This window comes from Pantoea sp. EEL5 (genome assembly GCF_049892805.1).
Lineage (GTDB): Bacteria > Pseudomonadota > Gammaproteobacteria > Enterobacterales > Enterobacteriaceae > Pantoea > Pantoea ananatis.
The window spans coordinates 165,695-178,129 of the sequence record NZ_JBNDNJ010000002.1; the positions used below are offsets into that span (position 1 = coordinate 165,695).

Genomic DNA, 12,435 nt, shown 5'->3' on the forward strand with positions numbered 1-12,435 from the left:
GCCTGAGATGACCCGGCAATGTTACTGCAGTGCCTTGCTGCAGCCAGCCCATGCTGATAAGGAGTTTTTAACCGTCATGCGTATCACGCCACCCTGAGTTTTATCCCTTCCCTGTCGTCCCGATCCCATTCGGACGCACCTCATTGACATCCCGTCTGTGGATGTGACGCTTTCTGTCTGAAATCTGCCCTTTTGGGCGAACTGCATTCAAAATTTGAGAAAATACTATGTTGCTGTCCTCGACGAGTAAGGACTGGCTGGGTAACGTCCGTGGTGACGTGCTGGCTGGTATTGTTGTCGCGCTCGCGCTGATTCCTGAAGCGATCGCTTTTTCTGCCATCGCGGGTGTCGATCCTCAAGTGGGTCTTTACTCCGCCTTCTGTATTCCGGTTGTCATGGCTTTTTTTGGTGGGCGTCCGGCGATGATTTCCTCATCCACCGGCGCGATGGCGTTGCTGATGGTGACGCTGGTCAAAACGCACGGGCTGCAGTATCTGCTGGCCGCATCGTTGCTCACCGGCGTACTTCAGGTCATTGCGGGTTACTGTAAACTCGGCAACCTGATGCGCTATGTGTCGCGTTCGGTGGTCACGGGATTCGTTAATGCGCTGGCCATTCTGATTTTCCTGGCGCAGTTGCCTGAACTCACTCATGTCACCTGGCATGTTTATGCGCTCACCGCCGCCGGACTGGCGATTATTTATCTTTATCCACTGTTCGACAAAACACTGCCGTCACCGCTGATCTGCATTGTGATTCTGACGGCAGTTTCATTGTTTCTGCACCTGGATGTGCGAACCGTGGGCGATATGGGCAAACTGCCTGACAGCCTGCCCATTTTTCTGCTTCCCGACGTGCCTTTGAACATCGACACCTTGTTGATCATTTTGCCTTACTCCGCAGGTCTGGCCGTGGTTGGCTTGCTGGAGTCGATGATGACGGCGACCATTATTGATGACATGACGGACACCGCGAGCGATAAAAACCGCGAATGTAAGGGGCAGGGCATCGCCAACATCTGTACCTCCTTCATCGGCGGAATGGCAGGCTGCGCGATGATTGGTCAGTCGGTGATCAATGTAAAATCAGGCGGTCGTGGACGGCTTTCCACACTCACGGCGGGTATCACGTTGCTGGTGATGGTGGTGTTTCTGCGCCAGTGGGTATCTCAGATTCCCATGGCGGCACTGGTCGCGGTCATGATAATGGTTTCGATAGGTACCTTCTCCTGGCGTTCGGTGGCGACGTTACGCACCCATCCTCTCTCAAGCAGCGTCGTCATGATAGCTACCGTCCTGGTCGTGGTTTTTACCCATAATCTTGCCTTTGGCGTCATCGTGGGCGTGCTGATTGCTGCATTAAATTTTGCCACCAAAGTGGCACGCTTTATGGCGGTCAGTTCCACGCGATCAGGCGATTGTCGCCATTACGCCATTACCGGGCAGGTATTTTTCGCCTCCGCCGATCGCTTTGTCCGCAGCTTTGACGTTCAGGAGGATCTGGAAAAGGTGGTGATTGACGTAACCCATGCCCATTTCTGGGACATCACGTCTGTTAACGCGCTTGATCGGGTGGTGGTTAAATTCCGTCGGACAGGGGCGGATGTCGAGATTCGTGGCATGAACGAGGCGACAAAAACCGTTGTCGATCGTTTTGGCGTACATGACAAACCCGAAGAAGTTGAAAAAGTCTTTGGCGGACATTAACCGCATCGGGCCTGATGTTCAGGCCCGTTCTTGCTGTCACGCCGCGACACACTGGAGTTTGCACGAATGGAACCGGGTTAGCAGCATTGCAGGTGCACTGTTCACTATTATGGTCATATCGACGCCATGGTTTGGTATTTCTCTACCGGAACAAGGCAGATATAACGGTAATGACCGAGCATCTGGATCACCTAGCGAAGCCGGGAGTCAACGTGCTGACCCAAAGACAAAAGGCATTAATTCATCTTTTAGCTTCCCAGGGCGAATGGCGCTCGGCAACAGATATTGCCCGGACGCTGAAGGTTTCAGCCAGTACGCTGCGCCGCGATGTGGATTCCGTTAATCACTATTTCGCCGACAAGGAGAGCCGAATCCTCAGCAAACCCGGGTTGGGATTGTTGCTGGAAAATGGCGTCGCCTTACCCGTGGATCTGCATGGGGAAGAGGTAAAAGGTTTGTTGAAAAATAAAAGGCTGGTCGCCATCACAACAGACTTGCTTACCTGTTCTCCATCACCGCTCACGTTGAGCGCATTGGCGGAAAAATATTTTATCAGCCGCTCTTCCATCGTGGCAGATTTACGAAAAATTGAGGTCTGGTTAGCGCCTTTTTCACTGCGCATCGCGCGTAGCCATAGCGGAACCTGTATTACCGGCAGCGACCGGGATATTCGTCTGGCGCTGAAAGAGATTATTACCTTCAGCGTGATGAGTGGTTACCCTGTCGCCGACAGCCGCATCGATCGTTTTTCGCGCGTTCAGCTGGTGGCGGAGTTTGGCAGCGACAATGTGGCCTGCTGCATTAATCTGATCACCTACATTGAAGAGGCGCTGCACTGCGCCATTAGCGAGCCCTATTATACCAACCTGTTTTCCCATCTGCTGGTGACGATTAAAAGAGCGCTTAACGGCACGCCACCCGCGCCAGCGGAGTCGGACATGGCAGGTTACAACAATCACGAATGGTCAGTCGCCCGGCAAGCGGTCAGATGGCTGGAGGAAAATTACGCGGTCTCCTTCGCGCCCGTTGAGGTTCATTATATTTATCAATACCTCATCTCGTCGGGTCGGCATCCGTTTAGCGCCGGTTTTCCCTCTCCATCGCACTACGACGAAGACGCCGTGAACTACGCCACGACCTTAATCACCCGGCTTTCTTCGTTATTAAGACAGAATATTGGCAGCGACAGCGTGCTGCTTAACGCGTTGGTGTCACATGTGAAGCCCATGCTTAATCGGCTGGCCTACCGCATTGTTATTCACAACCCGTTGCTGGACGAGATACGTAAAGAATTTGCCGCGGTATTTAACGTCGTCAAACAGGCCGTGTTGCACCTTAATCAGCAGTGGGGGCTTCCGACAGCGTCGGATGATGAGATTGCCTATCTGACTATTTACATCCAGAACGCGTTAGAAAAGTGTCATGCAACTAAACGCGTCATGCTGGTGTGCTCCAGCGGCATTGGTACATCTCAGCTGCTTTCCAGCCGAATCAGCCGGGCCTTTCCCGAATGGGAGATCGTGGATATTGTGCCGGGTGCCCGCCTGAACGAAGCCATTAAGAAAGTCAGGTGCGATTTAATTATCTCCACGATCAGACTGGAGGAGACTGAACATCCTGTGGCCTATGTTTCTGCCCTGTTTTCAAACAGAGATGTTTTGCGGGTGATGGAGTGCCTTAATAAAGAAGATAATGCTAACGGAGTAACGGATGCATAATAAAATTGTTGTGGCCGATCTGTTAAGTCAGACCTGTGTTTTTATGAATCTAAATGCAAAAAATAAAGATGAGGTTATTGAGAAATTAACGCAAAGCTTGTGTGAATTAAATATTATCAGCAACAAAGAAGGTTTTATTCATGACGTCATGCTGCGCGAAGCATTAGGTTCTACCGGCTTCGAAAATCAGATAGCGATCCCGCATGGAAAATCGCAGTGGGTGAACGAAACCCGGATCGCGGTAGCCAAACTGGCGTCCCCCGTGGAATGGGAAACCATGGACGATTCGCCGGTCAGCCTCGTGATTCTGTTTGCGGTTAAAGAAGCCGACAGCGGCGCGGGACATATAAAACTACTGGCAAAAATTTCAATTGCCCTTGGCGATGATGAAGTCGTTGAGGCATTACTAAACGCAGAGACAAAAGAGGCCTTATTTAATTTATTAGTCAATAACACCCAGGAGTAAGCCTTTCACCGGGAGGAAAAATGAATATTATTGCGATTACCGCCTGTCCCACAGGCGTAGCACACACTTATCTGGCGGAAGCCAATTTAAAAAAGAGCGCAGAGAAAAAAGGCATAACGATCCTTGTTGAAACACAGGGTGCCGTTGTAAGTGACTATATTTTCACTGAAGAGGATATTAAACGTGCTGATATCGTGCTTATTGCCGCGGATAAAAAGATTGATTGCTCCCGCTTTATCGGCAAAAGCATGATTACCGTGTCCGTTACCCGAGCCGCGAGAGATGCCGCTGGATTACTGGACGAGATTTTATCCGGGGCCTTAACCGGCGAAATCTGTTCTGCCTCATCAGAAGACGTAACCTTGCAGGGCAGAGACAAAGACAAAAAAGCGGCGCTGTCGAGCATCTATGTGCATCTGATTACCGGCGTCAACCTGATGATCCCCTTTGTCGTGGCGGGCGGGATATTAATTGCCCTCAGTTTTTCTTTTGGGATCACTGCCGCCACGCCAGGCGATCCCCTCTATAACCCCATTGCGAAGATGCTGTCCGATATTGGTGGCGGTGCCGCTTTTGCGTTAATGCTGCCGATTCTTTCACTGGGCATCAGCAAGTCGATTAGTGGCAATATGGGGATTGTGTCGGGCGCGGTGGGCGGCATGTTAGCCATTCATACCGGATCGGGTTTTCTTGGCGCCTTACTGGCGGGCTTTATGGCGGGCTACATCACGCTGCTCGTGGTGAAGTACATCAACTTACCCAAGGCCATTGCCGGACTTAAACCCATTCTGATTGTGCCACTGTTAAGCGTGTTCCTGACCGGTGCGCTGATGATTCTGGTCGTCGGCCAGCCCATTAAGCTGCTGTTACAGAGCCTGACTACCTTCCTGACGGATATGGGAAATGCCAACGCTGCTATCTTCGGATTGCTTATCGGAATGATGGTGGCTTTCGATATGGGCGGGCCGCTTAACAAAACCGTCTGTATGTTCGCGATTGGATTGATGTCGACCGGAATCTACGAACCCATCGCAGCATGCATGGCTGCGGGAATGGTTCCTCCCTTGGGCATTGCCCTTGCCACCACCCTTTTTAAAAAGAAATTCAGCGTTCAGGAGCGCGAAACCGGCAAGGTCACCTACGTGCTCGGCCTCTCTTTTATCACCGAGGGGGCCATTCCGTATGCCGTGGCGGACCCGCTTCGCGTCATTCCCGCCATTGTGGCGGGCTCGGGACTGGCTGGCGCACTGTCAATGATGCTCGGCTGTGCTTCCCGCGCACCGCATGGCGGGATCTTCGTTATGTTCATACCGAACGTCATTACCCATGTCTCAGCCTACCTGTTTGCCATTCTCGCCGGTGCGCTGTTTACCGCACTGATCCTCAGAGTGATTAAAAAAGATCATCCGCAACATTTACCGCAGGAGTGAATTATGTTGATAAATATGAAGGCGTTACTGAAGGTGGCGCAGGAGAATCAGTTCGGCGTCGGTGCCTTCAACATCGCCTCCGCTGAGTTTGCCCGGCTGGTCATTGAGGTGGCGGAATCCCTGCAATCTCCCGTCATCCTGGAAGTGCATCCCGATGAGCACGCTTTCGTCGGCGACAGTTTCATCGCCTATCTCAGGGAGCTGGCGGTTAACGCTTCCGTGCCGGTGGTGATTCATCAGGATCACGGCCAGACGCTGGCGCATATTTTAACCGCCATCCGCACCGGCTATACCTCGGTCATGATCGATGCCTCAGGCTTGCCATTTGAAGAGAATATTGCGCTGACGCGTGAAATCACCGCCATTGCCCACAAGGTTAACGTCTCGGTAGAAGCCGAACTGGGAACGATTGGCGTGGCAGAGGGGAGCGCGGAAGGGGGGCACAGTGAAATTCTCTATACCGATCCCGACCAGGCGGAACGGTTTGCCAGAGAAACCGGGGTGGATACGCTTGCCGTGGCCATCGGCACGTCGCATGGTTTGTATCCTGCCGGTAAACAGCCTGTACTGGATATTGACCGTCTCAAAGCCATCAGACAGCGGCTGACGATTCCGTTGGTTCTGCACGGCGGCTCTGGCAACAAAGACAGCGAGGTCGCGGAGTCGATTAAGTATGGCGTAGGGAAAATCAATATCTCCAGCGATATGAAGAAGGCGTTTTATGTCGCGCTGCAGGAAGAATTGCAGTCAAACGGACATGAACCCAGCGCACTCTACGTGCGCCCGATGGCGGCGGCGAAAGCCGTTGTCGAGCACAAGATGCGGCTTTTCTCTTCAGCGGGGAAGGCCGGACTGTATTAAGCGTTAACGCTGGCGGTAACGGGCGAGCCGCGGTTAAACCTGTATTGACCGGGGAGCCAACCTCAGCGATCAGCAAGCCGCTTTGGTGGGAACCCCTTGCCGCTAAGAGCGGAGCGGGCGGCCTGAGGCAGGCGGCCCGCGTTGTACCGCATTCTGTGAGTAACGCTGAGGCCGTGATAAGGCGTTGCCGTGCGCAAGACGCCGGTTTATTGAATCGTCAGAACCACGCGGCCAATCAGCCTGATATCATCAATCCCGCAATCAAACGCTACGCCGATGCCGCTGACGTGCACCTTCCTGACCGGAATGCGCGTTAGCGTCCTGACGCTGGCGGTTCCTTCAATTTCGACCAACCAGACGCCGTCATGCATATCTTCAAAATCGGTATCGATGATGTACTGGGTGGTTTCCGCCAACAGTAAGAAAGCACTGCGCGGTTCCTGTTTCAATGGCGCGTATAGCGCTTTATCCAGCATCACATAACCCGCTTCCTCGATTTTGCCGCTGATTAGCTTTTTTCTAACCAGCGTGGGCGTGTCGGGTTTGCTTTCAGAGAATTTTGAGCCTTTGCCTGTGATCAACCATTGCAGGTCTGCGCCCGTTTCCATCACGCACTGTAAAACGATATCTGAAGGAAAAACATCACGTTTATAGCGTGCAGACAGGCTACTTGCTGCAATTCCAAGGTGATCTGCAAGCTGCATTTTCATGGTAAAGCCGTAGGCATCGACAACGCGATCCAGAGCTTCTGCGCTCGAGTTCGGAAATTTGAAATTAGTATAAACGCTCATTTTTATTGACACTTAGATTTAGTCTAAGTATCCTCCAGTTTAAGTTAGCCTTTGAATGATGCAACAGGGTGCGGCTTTATCTGATAACTCAGGATTTTGCCTGATGAGGCTCATTTTTACAATCATCAAGCCAGAACCTTATTGTCGCAATGAGATGCAGGGCTAATGCAGTCAGCGCACGTGGAGAGGCGCGTAAAAGCGCGCTTTCAGGGTCGAAAGCGCTCTCAGGCCGCGGCTGGCGCAGCAACGCGCCCTGCCCGGGGCAATCTGGGGGGAAACCGTCTGCGCACCTGCCGTTTCGCTTAATGCTTAACGAGCGTTATGGATGAGACAGGCGCGAATCCGCCGCCAGTAAAACGTCACTGTAATAACGATGAGGGTATTGATTCGTCAAAACCCGCTGCAACGTTTTCGGAGGAGCCTATGAACCGCACCGTCCAGGTCATCAGTCAGTCATCTGCCGGGCCACGTTTCACCGCAGAGCAAGACTGCCACAGCGAAAAAATGACGTTTGATGCGTTTCGACAACACTGGCGCTTGCTGCGCGATCACAACCGAAACCCATCGCTTCGCTATTTTAATCGTCAAAATGATGACTTTAAATTTTGCGTATTAACCCTGGCTAACCGCGACTGCCCGGGCATGTTCAGGCTGGAAGACATTGGCAGGCCTTTCCAGTTTTTTGACCAGGCGCGCCGTGAGCACATCATTTTAGCAATGAATAAGCTGGCCCGCTGGGGAAACATGTTGCCGCGTCAGTTCTCAACGGCTGACTGCTTTCTGCCTGAATAAATAAATCACCCCTGACGTGATGACGTAAACCCGTCGGGCATGCCTTTGCCCAAAATCTGGAGAGAAATGATGAATACCGAGACACATCCAATGAACGACGCCATGGCCTTTACCCTCAATAAACTGCTCGATAATGAGCGTAAAGCCTGCGCGCTGGCCGTGGCGAAGCGGCTGAGTGCGATGGCAGCGCACATTACGCGGCAGACGCTAAACGGCATCGAAGCAGCAGAGCTGTTGCGATCTGAAGCTGAGCGTTATGAAAACGAATCAGGTGAGATGCGCTAATGGCAGATGCAATCGATATTGCGCAGCAGCGCAGCGAGGAAATCCTGGCGCAAAATATCGCGCAGGTTACGCAACGTCCTGTGGCGATCGGCGCCTCGCTCTGTGAAGAGTGCGACGCACCGATTCCTGAAGCGCGCCGTCGTGCGCTGCAGGGCGTGACCCGCTGCCTCTCCTGTCAGGAGTTGAGCGAGCTGAGAGCACGTCTTCACTACGGGAATACGCGATGATGTCGTTCGCTTACCCGTGGAATGCCCCGCGGCTGGCGATAGCCAGCCCGTATCTGACCCATGACCAGCAGCAGCACCGTCATCGACAGATTGCGGCGTGGTTGCACGGACAGAAAATTCTTCGTGCCCAGCCCAGCATTGTCCAGATGGACGTGAAGCGTCGTCTTGCCAGTCTGGAGCAGCAGCAGGGAACAGCCCGGGCCAATGCCTACTTAGCAAAAACCTTTGTTGAGCGCACATTGCCACGTGTTGACGCTGTTAACCGACGTTATCAACTGCATGATATGCGCACGGGCGTTGTCGCACAGCTGACCCGCAGCATGTCCTGCCCGCAGGGGGCAGCCAGAGCCGCCGGCACGCTGTGGGAACTGATGAAACGCTTTAACCGCCTTGCGGATATGTCCCGTGCCGACACTGATGTGCTGGCAGGGGATATCGCGCATTTCATTCACGCGGAGCTGGTGCAACTGCACACTCACGCCCAAACCGATACGGACTACCGTTATACCCACAGACTGTATATGACCGCGGCGGTGATCACCCGTGAGCTGGGTCAGACGCCGCCTTTATGGGAAACCGTCAGCGCCCGCGTATTCTGCCCTGAAGCGGTGACCTCAGCCATTCTGCGTATGCAGGCGGAAAAATGGTGGAAAGGCCAGCTGCGTCGTATCAGTGCCTTCTGGCGTGAACATCTGCATATCGCCCTGGCGAACGTTAATAAAACGCATTCCCCTTATGCCAGCCTTATGGCCGTAGCGGAATGGCGTGAGCAACGCCGCCGTACCCGTGATTTCCTCCAGGGAATGGATCTGGAGGATGAAGAGGGCAACCGCATCAGCCTGATTGAAAAATACGACGGCAGCGTAGCCAATCCGGCTATTCGTCGTGCTGAACTGATGACGCGTATTCGTGGCTTCGAAACCATCTGTCAGGATATGGGCTTTCGGGCCTGCTTCTACACGTTAACCGCGCCGTCACGCTATCACGCGACCTTGCAGAGTGGTCACCGTAACGCTAAATGGACGGGGGCCAGCCCGGCTGAAACACAGCGCTATCTCTGCTCACTCTGGCAAAAAGTGCGGGCCAAACTGCACCGTGAAAAGATCAGCATTTTTGGTTTACGGGTTGCGGAGCCGCATCATGATGGCACGCCCCACTGGCATTTGCTGATGTTTATGCGCCCTGAAGACGTTAACCGCGTAGACGAGATCCTGCGCCATTACGCCTGCCAGCAGGACAGTGAGGAACTAGACAGCGCAAAGGCGCGCAAAGCCCGTTTTCACGTCGAAGCGATCGATCCGGCGAAAGGCAGCGCGACCGGCTATGTTGCCAAATATGTTTCTAAAAACATTGACGGCTATGCGCTAGAGGGCGAGCGGGATAACGAGAGCGGTAAACCGCTAAGGGAGACGGCGATGGCGGTGTCGGCATGGGCAGCTCGCTGGCACATCCGCCAGTTTCAGTTTATTGGAGGTGCGCCCGTAACAGTTTATCGCGAACTTCGCCGCATGGCGGACACCGAAACCGCGCATGGCCTGAGCGTGGAATTCGCCGCGGTGCACGATGCGGCCGATGCCGGTCAATGGGCCGACTACATCAATGCCCAGGGCGGCCCGTTCGTTAAACGCGACGCGCTTGTGGTGCGCACCTGGTACCAGCCCGCCGAAAGCTGTAATGCGTTTAGTGAGGAAATCCAGTCAATTAAAGGCGTTTACGCCACTGCCGTTGGTGCTGATACGCCAGTCCTGACGCGGTTAAAGCTATGGAAGCTGGTGCCCAAACGTGCTGAAGATGCGGGCGACGAAAAAAGCCAGTCCGCTTCGTTGTCTTGGAGTTCTGTTAATAACTGTACGGATCCCGTAAGCCGTTTTTATGCCGGAAGTGAGGTATCTGGCGATCTGCGCACAGATCCGTGGCGCAGAGGTCACCAAGGCGAAAGGGCTTCCAGGTTTATCTGCCGGGCTTCGCCTTTACGCATTCCTGGCCCTGTTTCAGGCGACGACAGAGGCGATGCTTCTCCTGCGGCCCAGCCAACGATGAGGATTTCTTTTTCGCCCTGACGTGACGAAAAGGCGGAGTGAAAACCTGCTGTTTTGGATAGGTAAATGAAGAAAATCTATTGATTTTTCTTACGCTTCTGGCGTAAGTGTGCCTTCACCTGTCTGGCAGGCAGTACAACAAAAGTTGATGCCTATCAACATGATATAATTTTTTACGAACTATCTTAAAACGCTTCCACAGTTAACGAATGCTATGCTACTGTATGTATGTACAGTATTTATTTGGGGGAGGGAATTGTGGGAAATGAATTACATGAGCGAGTCATGCTTGAACGCGTCGAACTTATCGCCAGGCTTACCAGTGAAGGAGCCTGCCGGGAGCGTGACAGGGAAATCGCGTTAAATTTGATCGCTGAAATCGCTGCGAACTACACCCTTTCCGATAACCACTTTTCTGTTGTCTTTGCGGCGACGCCTTTAAAAAAATCATGATGGCGACGCGTTCACTGTGACATCAGGACGGTTGTCCGTTGCCTGAGCCATCTTAACGGATGAGAGGGTTCAGGTGCGGGCAACAGCAAAACCGCGCCAGTGCGTTTTATCGCTGACATTGCGTCATGACCGACCGAAAACGCGGGGCATCTGCTGCCTGCAGGCGTTTGCAGCAACCCCTGTTCGCCAGGCGTAGTCTTCCCCCACCTTTACTGAATAACGTTATCCCGGCCGCTTTCCTGTCAGCGTTCGCGGCAATCTTTTGGTTACTGCCCCTTTCCTTGTATCTAACCATACGTGGTGATTAGCTACCACCACTGAAGCAGAGTGAGCCGGTCCCTTTCCTGAGGACGGTTTAAATACCGATCCTGCCTTGCAGCTAATGGCCCTCCGCTTCACCTTTCACGCCAGCACATCAGGTTGAACGGTTACCGGGAGCACGACTCCGAATGTACAAGACGAACAGGCGTGACGGTTAATGTGAGAGGAGTGAAACCATGTTTCCAGTCGGTATTGATGTCAGTAAAGAAACGCTCGACCTCTGCATGCTTTACGACGGCATGAAAGGTCGCGTCAAAACACGAAATATCCGCAACGACCGCAGCGCGGTTGAGCATATACTTCGCTGGCTCAGGCTTCAGCACTGCGGTCCGGAAGACGTCCACGTGGTGATGGAAGCGACCGGCGTGTATCACGAACGGCTGGCCACGGCCCTGCACGATGCCGGTTTCTTTGTGTCTCTGGCCAACCCTCACCGCAGCCGGGAGTTTGCCCGAGGCATGGGGATAATGACCAAAACGGACAAGGTGGATGCGTATATGCTGGCCTGTTACGCACTGCTGAAAAAACCGCACCGGTGGGAGCCGCCCGCAGCGGATATCAGGTTTCTCAGCGCACTTCTGCGCCGGCGGGATGTGCTGCTCGCTGACGCTGTGCGCGAGGAAAACCGGCTCGAAAAATATCAGTCTACCGAAACGCCTGCAGATGTCGTCAGTTCATGCATCAGGATGGCGCAGCTGCTCCGTGAAGAAGTGAGAAGTATTGAACGACAGGTTAAAGCGCACATTCAGGCCAGCCCAGACCTGAAACGGGATTACGCGCTGCTGACGTCGATTAAATCTGTCGGGCCCCAGCTGGGGATGCACATGCTGGTTGTGCTCCGCAGCCATCACTTTGAATCAGCAGACCAGGCGGCTGCCTTTCTGGGGGTGGTGCCAGTCGAGAAGCGCTCGGGCACGTCGGTTCGGGGGCGTCCACGCATGTCTAAAATCGGCCCGCCTCAGTTGAGAGCCAAACTTTACATGTCGGCTCTGTGCGGGAAAATTCATAACAAACGTATGCGTAATATCTACGAGGAGATGTGCCTGCGGGGCAAACCTAAAATGGTGGCTATCGGTGCACTGATGCGAAAACTGGTTCACTGGTGTTATGGCATCCTGAAGACGGGAACGGCTTTTTGTGACGGAGACCCGCGTGCTGCGCTGAATAGCTGACTCAGGTTGAGTTGACACTTTACCGACTGAAGCGCTCATGAGGGTAACTGGGCGTAGCCCGCTATGAGCGAAAAGCGGACGTGCTTCGTTCACGTCCGGGCGATGTACCATATTTGCTGGTAACCCGCAGCACCAACCGGATTGAATATTACATCTGGGTTATGCATCGTGGTC

At 53.4% G+C, this 12,435-nt stretch carries 12 protein-coding genes; 11 read left to right on the forward strand and 1 reads right to left on the reverse strand.

The window, feature by feature from the left end:
- Positions 1-227 precede the first annotated feature (227 nt).
- The 5 genes from ACPXSQ_RS12310 to ACPXSQ_RS12330 all read left to right on the forward strand — a co-directional run bounded on the left by ACPXSQ_RS12310 (position 228) and on the right by ACPXSQ_RS12330 (position 6,181).
- Positions 228-1,706: a SulP family inorganic anion transporter gene (locus ACPXSQ_RS12310; protein ID WP_013027296.1), complete on the forward strand. Its 1,479-nt coding sequence runs from the start codon at positions 228-230 to the stop codon at positions 1,704-1,706.
- A 212-nt stretch (positions 1,707-1,918) separates the two neighbouring features.
- Positions 1,919-3,424, forward strand: a complete 1,506-nt coding sequence (locus ACPXSQ_RS12315; protein WP_230957776.1) for a BglG family transcription antiterminator — start codon at positions 1,919-1,921, stop codon at positions 3,422-3,424.
- Positions 3,417-3,890, forward strand: a complete 474-nt coding sequence (locus tag ACPXSQ_RS12320; RefSeq protein ID WP_014594664.1) for a PTS sugar transporter subunit IIA — start codon at positions 3,417-3,419, stop codon at positions 3,888-3,890. The genes ACPXSQ_RS12315 and ACPXSQ_RS12320 overlap by 8 nt, the downstream gene beginning before the upstream one ends.
- Positions 3,891-3,910: 20 nt before the next feature.
- The gene (locus ACPXSQ_RS12325) at positions 3,911-5,320 is read left to right on the forward strand and encodes a PTS fructose transporter subunit IIC (protein ID WP_426143904.1); all 1,410 of its coding nucleotides are present in this window, start codon (positions 3,911-3,913) and stop codon (positions 5,318-5,320) included.
- A gap of 3 nt (positions 5,321-5,323) precedes the next feature.
- Positions 5,324-6,181 carry a ketose-bisphosphate aldolase gene (locus tag ACPXSQ_RS12330; RefSeq protein ID WP_014594662.1) on the forward strand — a complete coding sequence of 286 codons (858 nt, stop codon included), beginning with the start codon at positions 5,324-5,326 and terminating at the stop codon, positions 6,179-6,181.
- 206 nt (positions 6,182-6,387) lie between these two features.
- Here ACPXSQ_RS12330 and ACPXSQ_RS12335 read toward each other — a convergent pair whose 3' ends face one another.
- Positions 6,388-6,972, reverse strand: a complete 585-nt coding sequence (locus ACPXSQ_RS12335) for a phage repressor protein CI (RefSeq protein ID WP_015699474.1) — start codon at positions 6,970-6,972, stop codon at positions 6,388-6,390.
- 423 nt (positions 6,973-7,395) lie between these two features.
- On the opposite strand from ACPXSQ_RS12335, the gene ACPXSQ_RS12340 reads away from it, so the two are divergent.
- The 6 genes from ACPXSQ_RS12340 (at position 7,396) to ACPXSQ_RS12365 (ending at position 12,261) form a co-directional block, all read left to right on the forward strand.
- On the forward strand, positions 7,396-7,764 hold the full coding sequence (locus ACPXSQ_RS12340) for a hypothetical protein (RefSeq protein WP_014604958.1): 369 nt from the start codon (positions 7,396-7,398) through the stop codon (positions 7,762-7,764).
- 66 nt (positions 7,765-7,830) lie between these two features.
- The gene (locus ACPXSQ_RS12345) at positions 7,831-8,049 is read left to right on the forward strand and encodes a DUF2732 family protein (protein ID WP_014604959.1); all 219 of its coding nucleotides are present in this window, start codon (positions 7,831-7,833) and stop codon (positions 8,047-8,049) included.
- The gene (locus ACPXSQ_RS12350) at positions 8,049-8,276 is read left to right on the forward strand and encodes a TraR/DksA C4-type zinc finger protein (protein ID WP_014594660.1); all 228 of its coding nucleotides are present in this window, start codon (positions 8,049-8,051) and stop codon (positions 8,274-8,276) included. The genes ACPXSQ_RS12345 and ACPXSQ_RS12350 overlap by 1 nt, the downstream gene beginning before the upstream one ends.
- Entirely contained in the window at positions 8,273-10,336 is a 2,064-nt protein-coding gene (locus tag ACPXSQ_RS12355) for a replication endonuclease (protein WP_426143908.1), read from the forward strand. The genes ACPXSQ_RS12350 and ACPXSQ_RS12355 overlap by 4 nt, the downstream gene beginning before the upstream one ends.
- 264 nt (positions 10,337-10,600) lie before the next feature.
- On the forward strand, positions 10,601-10,768 hold the full coding sequence (locus ACPXSQ_RS12360; protein WP_227008678.1) for a hypothetical protein: 168 nt from the start codon (positions 10,601-10,603) through the stop codon (positions 10,766-10,768).
- A gap of 497 nt (positions 10,769-11,265) precedes the next feature.
- Positions 11,266-12,261 carry an IS110 family transposase gene (locus ACPXSQ_RS12365; RefSeq protein ID WP_024471108.1) on the forward strand — a complete coding sequence of 332 codons (996 nt, stop codon included), beginning with the start codon at positions 11,266-11,268 and terminating at the stop codon, positions 12,259-12,261.
- The last annotated feature ends 174 nt before the right edge of the window (positions 12,262-12,435 follow it).